This window comes from Curtobacterium sp. AB7 (assembly GCF_044909335.1).
GTDB lineage: Bacteria > Actinomycetota > Actinomycetes > Actinomycetales > Microbacteriaceae > Curtobacterium.
In genome coordinates this window covers 87,717-99,980 of record NZ_JBIYED010000002.1, presented here as the reverse complement: position 1 = coordinate 99,980, position 12,264 = coordinate 87,717, and the positions used below count along the sequence as shown (strand labels likewise).

The 12,264-nt window shown below is 66.5% G+C and carries 13 protein-coding genes; 6 read left to right on the top strand and 7 right to left on the bottom strand.

Annotated features, from left to right (window positions below; all coding sequences use genetic code 11):
* Positions 1 to 13 precede the first annotated feature (13 nt).
* Positions 14 to 535, top strand: a complete 522-nt coding sequence (locus ABH929_RS06365; protein ID WP_404560527.1) for a helix-turn-helix transcriptional regulator — start codon at positions 14 to 16, stop codon at positions 533 to 535.
* Positions 536 to 551: 16 nt separating this feature from the next.
* Here the strand turns inward: ABH929_RS06365 and ABH929_RS06360 are convergent, their stop codons facing one another.
* From ABH929_RS06360 to ABH929_RS06335, 6 genes are all read right to left on the bottom strand, one after another.
* The gene (locus tag ABH929_RS06360) at positions 552 to 1,943 is read right to left on the bottom strand and encodes a hypothetical protein (protein ID WP_404560526.1); all 1,392 of its coding nucleotides are present in this window, start codon (positions 1,941 to 1,943) and stop codon (positions 552 to 554) included.
* A 132-nt stretch (positions 1,944 to 2,075) separates the two neighbouring features.
* The gene (locus tag ABH929_RS06355; protein ID WP_404560880.1) at positions 2,076 to 2,333 is read right to left on the bottom strand and encodes a helix-turn-helix domain-containing protein; all 258 of its coding nucleotides are present in this window, start codon (positions 2,331 to 2,333) and stop codon (positions 2,076 to 2,078) included.
* Positions 2,334 to 2,783: 450 nt separating this feature from the next.
* Positions 2,784 to 3,206, bottom strand: coding sequence for a DUF6941 family protein (locus ABH929_RS06350; RefSeq protein ID WP_404560525.1), 423 nt, complete (start codon positions 3,204 to 3,206; stop codon positions 2,784 to 2,786).
* Positions 3,203 to 3,616: a hypothetical protein gene (locus ABH929_RS06345; RefSeq protein ID WP_404560524.1), complete on the bottom strand. Its 414-nt coding sequence runs from the start codon at positions 3,614 to 3,616 to the stop codon at positions 3,203 to 3,205. The genes ABH929_RS06350 and ABH929_RS06345 overlap by 4 nt, the downstream gene beginning before the upstream one ends.
* On the bottom strand, positions 3,613 to 4,032 hold the full coding sequence (locus tag ABH929_RS06340; protein WP_404560523.1) for a hypothetical protein: 420 nt from the start codon (positions 4,030 to 4,032) through the stop codon (positions 3,613 to 3,615). The genes ABH929_RS06345 and ABH929_RS06340 overlap by 4 nt, the downstream gene beginning before the upstream one ends.
* Positions 4,033 to 4,185: 153 nt before the next feature.
* On the bottom strand, positions 4,186 to 5,460 hold the full coding sequence (locus ABH929_RS06335) for a tyrosine-type recombinase/integrase (protein WP_404560521.1): 1,275 nt from the start codon (positions 5,458 to 5,460) through the stop codon (positions 4,186 to 4,188).
* Positions 5,461 to 5,849: 389 nt separating this feature from the next.
* Here ABH929_RS06335 and ABH929_RS06330 point away from each other — a divergent pair, with 389 nt between their 5' ends.
* Together ABH929_RS06330 and ABH929_RS06325 are read left to right on the top strand one after the other, a co-directional pair.
* The gene (locus ABH929_RS06330) at positions 5,850 to 6,656 is read left to right on the top strand and encodes a glycoside hydrolase family 16 protein (RefSeq protein WP_404560520.1); all 807 of its coding nucleotides are present in this window, start codon (positions 5,850 to 5,852) and stop codon (positions 6,654 to 6,656) included.
* 113 nt (positions 6,657 to 6,769) lie between these two features.
* On the top strand, positions 6,770 to 7,210 hold the full coding sequence (locus ABH929_RS06325) for a BLUF domain-containing protein (RefSeq protein WP_123338900.1): 441 nt from the start codon (positions 6,770 to 6,772) through the stop codon (positions 7,208 to 7,210).
* A gap of 15 nt (positions 7,211 to 7,225) precedes the next feature.
* On the opposite strand, the gene ABH929_RS06320 is transcribed toward ABH929_RS06325, so the two are convergent.
* Complete coding sequence (locus tag ABH929_RS06320; protein ID WP_404560519.1) at positions 7,226 to 8,905, bottom strand: HAD family acid phosphatase; 1,680 nt, start codon at positions 8,903 to 8,905, stop codon at positions 7,226 to 7,228.
* Between the two features lie 129 nt (positions 8,906 to 9,034).
* Between ABH929_RS06320 and ABH929_RS06315 the strand changes: the two genes are divergently transcribed.
* The 3 genes from ABH929_RS06315 (at position 9,035) to ABH929_RS06305 (ending at position 12,256) form a co-directional block, all read left to right on the top strand.
* Positions 9,035 to 10,030 (top strand): Gfo/Idh/MocA family protein, encoded by a 996-nt coding sequence (locus ABH929_RS06315; RefSeq protein ID WP_404560518.1) that lies wholly within the window; start codon positions 9,035 to 9,037, stop codon positions 10,028 to 10,030.
* A gap of 73 nt (positions 10,031 to 10,103) precedes the next feature.
* Positions 10,104 to 11,612, top strand: coding sequence for a D-alanyl-D-alanine carboxypeptidase/D-alanyl-D-alanine-endopeptidase (gene dacB, locus ABH929_RS06310; RefSeq protein ID WP_404560517.1), 1,509 nt, complete (start codon positions 10,104 to 10,106; stop codon positions 11,610 to 11,612).
* Positions 11,613 to 11,635: 23 nt separating this feature from the next.
* The gene (locus tag ABH929_RS06305) at positions 11,636 to 12,256 is read left to right on the top strand and encodes an isochorismatase family protein (RefSeq protein WP_404560516.1); all 621 of its coding nucleotides are present in this window, start codon (positions 11,636 to 11,638) and stop codon (positions 12,254 to 12,256) included.
* Positions 12,257 to 12,264: the final 8 nt, after the last annotated feature.

The window sequence follows — 12,264 nt, the reverse complement described above, 5'->3', positions numbered from 1 at the left end:
CTAGAATCGGACTGTGATCATCACGTGGACGGAACTCAAAGACGCTCGCGCCCTGCGCAACTGGACGCAGCAAGAGCTTGCCGACGCCATTGGCGTGCATCAGAAGACGATCGTCAACTGGGAATCGAAGGGTGTCCCGCCGAAGTCCGCGTACAAGGTGCAGCGCGTGCTCGGCAACGAGCTTGCGTATGTGGAGCACCGAGAGATGAATCCCGAAGATGGGACGTCCTTCGAGGACTTTCGGGAAGAGTGGCTGCGCCAGCAGGCGGTACTCGATGCGGAGGCTGCGGCAGATCCGCCCTACGAGCCGAATCCCGATCTCGACGATGAGTACCGGCTTGATCAACAGCAAGCGGCCTATGACGCGCGGGTAGCCCTGCAGGACACTCTCGCTCAGTTCGACAGCATCACTCTGCTGCGTGAGGTGGAGCAGCGTGTCCGCCGCATGCAGGCGGAGCTCCGCGCTACCGCCGGGACTGAACCGGAGGGCGCGGGAGATAGCTCAACTGACGCCGCGGGCACTCGTACGAAGTAAGACCCGCAGCACGCCCCTAACGGAACGGAGTTGCCGAGTGCGTCGGGCCCCACGCGCTCCAGCCGTCCAGGAACGGCTCTAGGTCTTGAGCGGTCGGCTTCGGAAACTCTGGCGTCGCCAAGGCACCGAAAGCGTCAAGGCGTCGGGCGACGCGTTCACCGGTCTCAATCCACTGACGCAGCGCAGGGTCGCTTCCATCATCGCGCCGGCTGAGTTCTGTAACGAAGGCGGCAACCTCCTGATGCTTCCGCCAGGTCGACGCTTGCTCGACCAACAGGCTTTCCTCTTGTGACGCCCGGAAGAGCACTCGAGCACGGTTCATCGCGGCGTCCCAGTCTTGCTTCTTCCGATCCTCGAATTCACGTGCCTTCCGCTTGGCTTCCTCGCTTTCGCGGCGTAGAACCTCGAGATGCTGGAAGATCTCGCCGAGTCGGTCCTCCACCGCCGAGGACTTCGTGTCCTTCAGCTTGTGCCCGTCGAAGCTGAACCCTGGTCGAGCAACGCGCAGTTCGAGTCGTCCGGTCGGAACGAATGCGTGGTTCCGGTTTCGTTGCCAGGTCGGGAGCCGCTGTATCCGGTCATACACCCTGCGGTCGAAATCGCCGTCGGGGTAGTAGTTGAATTTCTCGCTACCTGCGCCGGGCGTCTCCCGGATCTGTACTCGGAGGCTCACCGAGCCAGCGGTGAGCTCGAGATGGCCGCTCCACCCGCGAACGTCACCGCCGTTCCGCTTCTTTTCCTCGTCGACTGCTCGCGGATCTCGGGCCTCAATGCCAGTGGTTGCGGCGTGCCTCGCGATTGCTTCGAGCACGCGGGCCGCGCGAGGGAGCGACTCCTTGCTGACGAACTGATCGTCGTGGTTCGACAGGAAGGCCTTCGCGAGCGGGCCAAGGTGGGACTTCGAGGCGACCGCCTGGACCTCTGGGATCTCGATCAGGTCCCAGAACCAGTCCCGGTACTCCAGACGCAGCTGTCTCTGGTCCTTCCAGCTGGGGTGGGAGAGGTGAAGCTCCTTGCCCCGGGGCCGGCGCTCGCTCTTGTTGAAGCGCCAGACGAGCTTCGGGTAATCAACGTCGTCCTCGCGGTCGTCGACCTCGAGCCGCCCACCGGCCGCCTCGACACGGTGTAGGAGGTCGACCACATCATCGTCGGACTTGCCAGCTCCATCGGCAGGTGAAGAGGGTGCCCACCCAAGTTGAGCGACGCGTGATGCGCCCGCATCAGTCAATGTCGCGCGCCAGGAGGTGCCATGGCCCTCGACCCGCACCAGACCGCGACTCGCAAGCGCCTTCGCGGTGATGCGATGCGCGTAGTCACCCTCCGGATACGCGTCGGGAGGAGCGCCGTCAGCCACCCACCGGAGCACGCTGGTTTGCTTGTCGTTCAGGTGATTTCCGGCACGCCCCATGACAAGCATTGTGGCTGATTATCGCGACGGCAGATGGGGCAGCGCCAGCGTTGACCACCGGACGGTCGGACCGGACTTGCCGAGATGCCAAGCCTGCTGGCCCAGGCGGATCCGGATAGTGCTGTGTCGTGTCTAGCGCGGGAACCCTCGATTGACACGACTGTTCCCGTCGCGTTGCCGCTTCAGTGCGCGATCGGTCAGGCCCCAGGGGTTTGGGGTCTCAGGCTTCGCCTCAAGGGAGTTCCGACGCACCCACTCTTGGATTGCCTCACGCGAGAAAAGATATGATCGGCCGGCCTTCACGTAACCGATCTCCCGTGCCCGAGCGAGTTGCTTGAGCTTCTCCGGGGTCAGCTTGAGGTACTCCGCTGCTTGGTCAGCAGTGTTCATGTCGTCAAGGTTCATGCACCAAACATGCTCCGCCGAGCAGGGAGGAACTGGCGGCCGGGTCATTTAAGGTCCGAACGGTCCGTCAGCTGCCTGGACGGGCCTATCTCTGGTCCGCGAGGTCTTGTCGGCAAGCAGATTTGATCGCTTCAGCACGGCTGGTTTCGAGGTACTCCACGTTCCCCCGCCTTCGCCGTGATGCGGTGGCCGTAGTTGTCGTCAACGTGCTCACCATCCGGGCAGCTCCGCTCGACCCAGCGGAGGACGCGCAGCTGCTTTTCGTTGAGGTCGATTGGACGATGCGGCATAGCACCGATTTTGCACCATTCCTGATTGGCGCAATCAGTACTAGTGCCAGGCCATGGGCGCGCACTTCAATCCTCGGGCACAAAGAAGCCACCAGACTGCAGTCCGGTAGCTTTTCTAGATGGTGATGGAAGCGCCAATCCGATCCTAGAGCGCCGGTTCCTCTGGCAAGTGTCGCGCGGTGAAATACAGCACCTCTCGAGCGTCTCCAGTCAAGACCTCAAGTTGATATTGCCCGGGCTCGGGGATTGCGACGTCGCTGATGGGAAAGACGAGTGGTGCCACAGCGCCGAACGATCCCGGGTCGTTCTCAACCTTGAAGTCCGCCCGCACCTCTGCCACTCGTTCTTTATTACCCTCGGCTTTCGAGATGAGTACGCGAATGCTCGACTCAGTGTCGATGAGCTCGCCAGTGCTGGACCGCTCAAGCCTTGCCAGCAGTGCAAGTTCCGCTCCGAGCGGCGCAGGAAAGGCACGCCGATCCAGCACATTTAGCCCTCCTCCGAGGATGTGCAGGAGTCCCTCACGAACAGTCGCTGCGTCGCAGAGGATCGCCCCAGAAAATTTCACGCGGCGAGAATCGTTCGACTGCGAGCGGTAGTTGCATTACCAACCCAAGGCATGTTTACTCCAATAGCACGCTTGGCCACCTCGCCAATGAGGTTAGAGAAGGACGCAGGGCTAGAGAAGTTTTCTACCGACCAAGCCGCTTGCACGGTATGGAATGATTTCCAGTCTACGCGAAGATACACAAGCTCGAATTCGCGATCGATGTATTCGACAATCGCCCTCCCGACGAACTCCGAATCCTCATCGTCGGGCTGCACGACCGTGACAGTCTGTCCGACCGAGACATTCGGGCCCTCGGAAAGCTCAGCGGTACTCCAAAGTGGGTTGCGGCGGCTAGTTTGGTTCGGATCGACTTCGAAGCGCGGCTGCGCGACCACGCTCTGCGTCATCCGAAGTTGGATGCCGTTCATCTGTTTAGCCTTCTCTTGTCATCGTTCTCAAACATGGAAAAGAGCTTTTCAAACTCTTCTATCTCGTCGAGATTCTCTATGAACAGGTCCCAATGGTGCTGCGGGGGCTCCGACTTGGCCATGTTGAAACCTGCATCGTCAAGCTGATTCCAGGTTACGAAACCGATGTGACGGGCGGAAGAGAGCTTCGTCGCAACGTAGTCTGCCAAAGTCGATGCGAGTTCGTCTGCAGTACAAGAACCATCATACAACATGGTATATATCGAGAGGCTCGGTCTAGCCTTGTCTGCATCTAGCTCTCCTCTCGACACCTGCGCTAGCTGATCCTTGTAGTCCGTTTTGCAACGCTTTTGGGAGTACTCGGCCTTCCAGCTCCAGCCTCGCGCAACGAGGAGATCACCTGGACTCAGGTTCATTTGGTTCTGATCTTAGTTGCTTCTGTCTCACAGTGGTCGTCTTCTTCAGGGGGCTCTCACGTCAGTGTCGAAACCTTCTCACCATCGCTCGAACCAAGCAAGCCCCGCCATGCTGGCCGTCTCATGTGAGTTATGACATAGGGATCCTGCCGATCAAGCATCGAGAGCGAAGTGCGAGCCAAGCTTGTCCATCGCGGCGCGTGCGGCAGCAGACGACACGTGCTGGTATCGGCGGGTGACGGCTTCGGACTGGTGGCCCACGATCTCGCCGATGATCTTCGCGTCGACGCCAAGCTCCATGAGCACGGTCGCGGTCGTGTGCCGCGCCCAGTGCGTGGTCGGCACAGGGGAGCCAGGCGCACGCTGGTCCTCTTCGATGATGCCGGCCTCGAACATCAGATCGCGCCAAGTCTGCTCGTCCTCACCCCACAGGTAGGGTTCGCCGTTGGCCTTGCGCCAGATGAGTCCGTAGGGGTTCGGTCGGTCGACGGTCTTGATCAGGTAGCGACGGAGTGCTTCGGCGAGCGCCGGCATGAGCGGCACGTACCTCGGCTTCCCGGACTTCGGCCGGATGAGGCAAAGGCGGCCGTTCAGCTGCTGGTACTCGAAGCCGTCCGGGATCCGAAGCCGACGGTTTGTGCACGAACCAGCACGGGTCTTGCCGCAGCGCCAGGTGCCGTCGTCGATGCGCCCGCAGCCGTGTTCGAATGGCACTTCGGACAGTGCCCATTCGACGCCGATCGTCGGCTTCTCGGAGTCGAGGTCGAGGGAGTCGAGGCGTGCACCGATGCGCTCGCCCTGACGCAGGCCGCTCAGTAATGCGACCCACCAGCGTGTGCCGTCATCGTGCTCGGCGGCGACCTTCAGGACAGACAGCGCCGCTTCGGTGCTGAGTGCGCCACGGTTCGACTCGCCCTGTACCGGCGCGTTGACGTCCTCGCATACGTTGCGCGAGGCAATGCCCTCGACCCGGGCCGACTCGAGCATGAGCGACAGCACCTGGTACGCCTTCCTCGACGTCGCGGATGTACGGCCGGCGTCGGCGACGGCCTTCGTCATGATCCGTACGTCGGACGGCTTCAGGAAGGCGACCTTCTTCGCGCCGATCGTGGGGACGATCCAGTTCCGCGCGACAGACTCGTAGGAGAGCAGGGTGTTGGGCTTGAGGTTCGGCTTCCCGACCGTTTCAAGCCAGTGTGTCGCCCACTGCTCCAGCGTTGTCTTTGTGTCGAGTGCAGTGCCGTGCTGCTGGATCTGCTTCTTGATCGCATCGAGCTTGCGGCGCGCACCCTCCTTGGTCTTCGACGTCACAACGCGTTGGCGACGGCGGCCATCGGGATGGAACCCGTCGTCGATGACGCCCCGGTAGAGCTTGCCGCCGCGGATGGCGTAGAGCCCCCCATCGCCGGAATCTCGCTTCCTCGGCACTGTTCCTCCCGGTACACACATTGGTGCACACACTTGACGGCAACCGTGTGTTTGCGGTTGCGCTTCTCGATGTTAGCCCGATCCGCATGAATCCGGGCATTTGCTGCTACAGACGGCACTCGCCGAGTATCCCCAGCCTACCGCTCCTATTCACTCGTAATGAATAGGTCGTCGGTTCGATTCCGACAGGCGGCTCGGAACACATCCCCGGTCACGGATCTGCATCAGGTCCTGACCGGGGATTTTTCTGTTGGCGGGAAGCCGCACGCTTCGGCTGCGGGACAGACAGGGGCACGGGGCCCGGGATAGCGTGACGACGTCGCGGGGCTCCCTGCGGCGCAAGAACCACATCGCCCAGCCACCTCCGGCGGACGACCGATGGAGGCACCGTGCTCACCCGTGTGACGATGATCGTCCTCGTGGGTGCGGCGGCAGCGGCACTCGCCGTGAGCGCCGCCGCAGTTCCCGAATCCAGCCGCTCGGCGGCAGCCGCCGCGTCGCAGGGGCAGGGCGCGAACGCGACGCCACTGCGCGCGGACGGCCCGGCCGTGCGCTCCGACCCGACGATCGGCCGGGTGCCGACCTTCTCGGTCGACTTCGACACACCGGCAGCGGCGAACGGACCGTTCGCTGCGACCTACGCGCAGTCGTGGCAGCCGTACCCGGACGGCACCGGTGGACGGTACTGGTCGGGTTCGCAGATCAGCGCGCACGACGGGTACATGGACGTCGCCCTGGACGGCGAACACGGTGCGGCTGGCACCTTCGGCACCCCGGAGGATGCCTGGTCCCACGTGGGCGGGACGTTCAGCATCCGAGCGCGCGCGACCGGCGGCGCCGACAACGGTGTCGCGGTCATGCTGTGGCCGACGTCGGACGACTGGGGCGACGGCGAGGTCAACTTCCCCGAGGGCAACTTCGACAGCACACCCCGCGTGTTCCACCACTCGATGGTCCCCGGTCACGAGAAGCGGTTCGACCACTACAACACGCGCGTGTCGTGGAGCTCGTGGCACACGTACACGACGGAGTGGATCCCGGGCCGAGCGGTCAACTACTACCTCGACGGCGAGCTGGTGTACACGGTCGCCCGGAACGTCCCGTCATCCCCGCACCGCTACATGTTCCAGGTCGGCAACTGGGGTGACCCGGGCCACCTCGAGATCGACTGGGTCCGCACGTACGATCCTCGGTGACGGGTGCGGATCACCGCACGTTCTTCCCCGTTCTGGGGATTCCCGGAAGCGACGTCCATCGGCCACGATCGAGACTGAGCCCACTCCGCGCGTCGAAAGGTCGTCAGGTCGTCATGCTGTTGTCCCTCCTCTACATGAGTGCCGCTGACGAGCCCTTCGACCAGGAACGGCTGGACGCGCTGCTCGAGCACGCCAGGTCACGCAACGCCGCGTCCGGCCTGTCCGGTCTGCTCGTCTACAAGGACGGCCGCTTCATGCAGCTGTTGGAGGGCCCGGAGGACGCCGTGCTCGAGACCTACCAGCGCATCATCGACGACCCTCGCCACACCGACGTCGGCCTGCTCGTGGAGGAGCGCATCCACACGCCGCGCTTCGGCGAGTGGACGATGGCGTTCGACCGCGACGCGGAGACGCCGCTGCCGGACGGATTCGACGCGTTCCTGGTCGACGGTGACAGCAGCGCGGACACGAGCAAGGCGCGCGCCCTGCTGCGGTGGTTCCGCAACCACCCGCTGGCGGCGCCGGACGCGGCGCTCGGCAAGCACCGCCGCTGAGGGCGAGCGCCGGCCTCAGGGCAGGTAGTACGTCGGGTTCGGCAGCTTGACGCTGCGGTCCGCCGAGCCCCCGAGCAGGTCGCTGTACTGGTCGCCGAAGTTCGCGACCACGTCGTACCGGCCGCCCGATCGTGACTCGATGTGCGCCCGGGTCTGCGACTTGTACTCGACGGTGGTGCACTTCGCCGTGGCGCAGGTGATGTACGACGGCTGCTGCGACGCCCCCACCCCGGTCCACTTCGTGTAGTACGTCTCGGTGCCGCGCTTCGTGGCCGAGAACTGCGGGTAGCCGACGCGCTGCAGGTTGTCGATGGTCGCGGTCTCCTGGTCGGCGTTCCGGCCGGTCAGCCCGATGACCGTGCAGCCGGAACGCTGTGCGATCGACACGAGCGAGGTCATCGACGGGGTCGCGGGGAATCGTTCGTCCTGCACCCACTCGTCCTGCCGTGCGGGGTCGAAGACGAAGTGCATGTCCGCGACCTCCATGTCGTACGTCCAGAGCGTGGTGTCGTCGGCGTCGAGCACGATCGCGGGGTTGCGGTGCAGCTTGCGGCCGACGGCGCACTGGGCGGCGACGACGGGGGCCTGCCGGCGGACGACGGATCGCATCTCGCGGATGTAGGGAGAGTCGGTGCGGTTCGCGATTCCGGTGCCGGGGTCGCCGTAGTACGTGGCGATGGTCTTCTTGACGGAGTCGATGTTCGGGACGCCCTCACCGGACTGGGTCGCACCGGAGGAGCCGTCGGCCGCCATCGTGAACTGCGTCCGTGGGGACAGCCGGGGCTCGGAGACGCCGGGCAGATCGGCGGAGGGGAGGTAGTACGTGGGGTTCGGCAGCTTGAGCGACCGGTCGGCGTACCCGCCCTGCAGGTCGCTCCACTGGTCGCCGATGTTCAGCGTGATGTCGTAGCCGAGGTCCTGCTCGATGTGCTTGCGGGTCAGGGCCTTGTACTCGACGGTCGTGCAGCTCGCGGCGGCGCAGGTCACGTACGACGGCTGCTGCGAGGCGCCCTTGCCGGTCCACTTCGTGAAGAAGTGGTCCTCGGTGAACGCGGTGTAGCCGACCTTCGACAGGTTCTGCACGGTCGCGGTCTTCTGGTCGTCGTTCCGGCCGGTCAGTCCGAACACGGTGAAGCCCATCGCGGCGGCGCGGTTGACGAAGCCGACCATGGACGGGGTGGCGGCGAAGCGCTCGTCCTGCACCCACTCGTCCTGCCGTGCGGGGTCGAACACGAAGTGCATGTCCGCGACCTCCATGTCGTACGTCCACAGGGTGGTGTCGTCGGCGTCGAGGACGATCGCGGGCTTCTGGCCGTGCCGGACGGCACGGTCGTGGATGCGCTGCAGCGACGCTCCCTGGCGGGCGACGATCGATCGCATCTCGCGGATGTAGGGGGAGTCGGTCCGGTTCGCCAGACCCGTGCCGGGGTCGCCGTAGTAGGTGGCGATGGTCTTCTTGACGGAGTCGATGTTCGGGATGCCCTCGCCGCCCTGCGTCGCACCGGACGTGCCGTCGGCAGCCATCGTGAAGTGGGTGCGCGGCGTCAAGCCGGCGTCGGCGGAGTGCCCCGGCGAGTGTCCCGGTCCGTGTCCTGGGTCGCCCCACCCGTGTGCGTTGGCCGGACCGCCGACGAGGGTGGACGTGAGGACGATCGCCGCGCTGGTGGCGACGACGGAGAGGACGGAACGGCGCATGGAGGACCTGCACACCTTCGACTCGGGGAGGAGTGACCCCCGGATGGGGGATCGTGGAGCACGTTAGCTGGCAATCACCCGTGGAGTCCATACCAAAGTGCTGCGGCCAGTCCTGGTAGACATGGCCGCATGACGGTTCGCTGGGGAGTCATCGGCACGGGCGGCATCGCCCGGTCCTTCGTGGGCGACTGCGTCCCCGCGGGCATCGAGTTCACGGCGGTCGGCAGTCGCACAAGCGGCGGCGCCGAGGCGTTCGCGGCGGAGTTCGGCATCCCACGGGCGCACGGCTCCTACGAAGACCTCGTCGCCGACGACACGGTCGACGCCGTGTACGTCGCGACCCCGCACGTCCGGCACGCCGAGGACGCCCTGCTCGCGATCCACGCCGGCAAGCACGTCCTCGTCGAGAAGGCCTTCACGATGACGGCGGCCGAGGCGCGGACCGTGGTCGATGCTGCCCGTCGAGCGGGCGTCGCGGTGACCGAGGCGATGTGGACCCGGTTCCTGCCGCAGATGGCGATGATCCGCGAGGTCCTGGCCGAGGGGCGCATCGGCCGTCCGGTGCTCGTCGAGGCGACGCACCACCAGGCCCTGCCCACCGACCCGTCGCACCGGCTGCGCGATCCCGCCCTCGGCGGTGGAGCCCTGCTCGACCTGGGCGTGTACCCGGTGTCCTTCGCCGTCGACGTGCTGGGGGTGCCCACCTCGCTCGTCGCGGCCGGCACGCTGAGCGAGCAGGGGGTCGACACGCAGATGGGCCTCGTCCTGACGCACGACGGCGGTGCGCAGTCGATGGTGCACTTCGGGATGGACGTGCGCAGCCCGAACACCGCCTCGGTCATCGGGGAATCGGGGCGCATCGACATCGACTCGACCTGGTACACCCCGACGACGTGGCGGATCCGGGACCGCGACGGTGTCGTGGTCGAGGAGTTCGACGCACGCGAGGAGCTCGCCGGCTACGGCCACGAGGCCCGCGCGTTCGAGGCGATGGTCACCTCGGGCGCGCACGAGGGCGGCCCGATGGACGCCGAACAGTCCGTCGCGATCATGGCCGTGATGGACGAGGCCCGCCGCCAGGTCGGGGTCCGGTACCCGGCGGACGACCCCTCCACAGCACCCTGATCCGGGTCCCGTCGTCCACCGGGCGACGATCCGGTCTGGAGGCTCCTGCCGCAGTTCCGTAGGATCGGTCGCGATGTCCGATCAGCAGTCCACCCCGCCTTCCGTCCCGGAGCGTGTCCGCGCCGCCGTCGCCGCCGTGCGTGCCTCTGCTGTGCGTCGTCCGGTCCCGTGGATCGCCGGTGGTCTCGCGGCGCTGCTGGTGGTCGGCTCCGGCGGTGCCGTCGCGGTCGCGGCGGCCATGACACCGGACACGCGCACGACCGCCGCGCCGGCGGCCACGTCGAGCGCGGCCGCGACGCCGAGCCGGTCGGCCGCCACCACGAAGCGTCCGACGAGCACGCCGACACCCACCCCGGCCGCCCGCACCGTGCCGGAGGACCCGGCCGGTCCCTCCGCCCTGCGCACCTGCTCGATCGCTGGCGCGGCGTCGGCGAGCGGTCTCGGCGCGTTCGAGGGCTACGTCATGGACGCGAAGACCGGCGAGGTCCTGTTCTCGAAGGACGGTGACAAGGCCGCCCAGACCGGCAGCGTCATGAAGACCCTGACGACGGCGACTGCGCTCGCCGTGCTCGGGGGCACCCACCGCATCCCGACCACGGTCACGCAGGAGTCCGCCGGGACCATCGCGCTGGTCGGGCACGGCGACGCCACCCTGTCGGCCGGCAGCGGCACCGTCTACCCGGGGGCGCCGACGCTCGCGCAGCTCGCCCAGCAGGTCAAGGCGAAGGTCGGCAACACCCCGGTCAGCACGATCGTGACCGACGACACGTACTGGAGCGACGCCGACGCGTGGGACCCCACGTGGCCGGTGTCCGAACGCACCATCGGGTACCAGCCGAAGGTCACGGCGCTCATGGTCGACGGTGACCGGGCGAACCCGGCTGCGGCGACCTCGCCCCGGTCCGAGGACCCGGTCGGCCGTGCGGGTACCGCGTTCCGGACGGCACTGGCGAACGCCGGGGTCGCCGAGGCGGGGTCGGCACAGATCGTCAAGCGCGCCACGACCAGCACGAACACCATAGCGACGGTGTCGTCGCAGCCGGTGTCGACGCTGATCGGGCAGATGATCCCGAACTCGGACAACACCCTCGCCGAGATGCTCGCTCGGGTGTCGTCGAAGGAGTCCGGCTCGAACGGTTCGGCGGCCTCGCTGACCTCGGTGTACCGGTCGGCGCTCGGCTCCTACGGCGTCGACCCGGCCGGCATCGTCATCAAGGACGGTTCGGGCGAGAGCGCCGCGAACGCGGTGTCGCCGAACTTCGTCGCCCACCTCATGGTGCAGGTCGCCGCCGGTGCGAAGGGCCTCGGCACCCTCGCGAACGCCCTGCCCGTGTCTGGCCAGTCCGGCACCCTCGCCAGCCGCTTCACCGGCGCGAACGCCGTCGCCCGCGGCAAGGTGCACGCGAAGACCGGGTGGATCGACAGCGCCAACACCCTCGGTGGGTACATCGACGCCGCGGACGGATCACGCCTGACCTTCGCGTTCTACGCCATCGGGTCGTCGCGCGCGGCCGCCCTGCCGGCGCTCGACGCGGTGACCGCGGCCGCCTACTCGTGTGGGAGCAAGCTCACCGACTCCTGAGTCACCGGGTGTTGGATGGGCCCATGGCACGGGCTCTCCTCGTCGTCGACGTCCAGAACGACTTCACCGAGGGCGGTGCACTCGGGGTGACCGGGGGCGCGGCCCTCGCGGAACGGATCAGCGCGTTCCTCGGCCGGCACGCCGAGGAGTACGACCTGATCGTCGGCTCCCGCGACTGGCACCACGGCGACGACGACAACGGCGGACACTTCGCCGGACCCGAGGGGCCCGACTTCGTCGACACGTGGCCGGTGCACTGCGTGGCCGGCACACCGGGCGCCGAGTACCACCCGGAGCTCGACACCGAGCTGATCGACGTCGACGTCTTCAAGGGCCAGGGCACGCCGGACTACTCGGCGTTCCAGGCACGGACCGAGGCGGGTGTGCCGTTGCCGGAGATCCTGACCGAGCACCGGGTGCACTCCGTCGACATCGTCGGCATCGCCACCGACCACTGCGTCCGGGCCTCGGCACTCGACGCCCGTGCTGCCGGCATCGACGTCGCGGTCTACGAGGACCTGGTCGCCGGCGTCGACGACGACCGCAGCGCCCGCGCGCTCGACGACGTCCGAGCGGCCGGCGGGCACGTCGACCGCAGCGACATGGACGAGGGGCTCGCGAACCCCGGAGGCGCACAGCTCTGACGCACCCG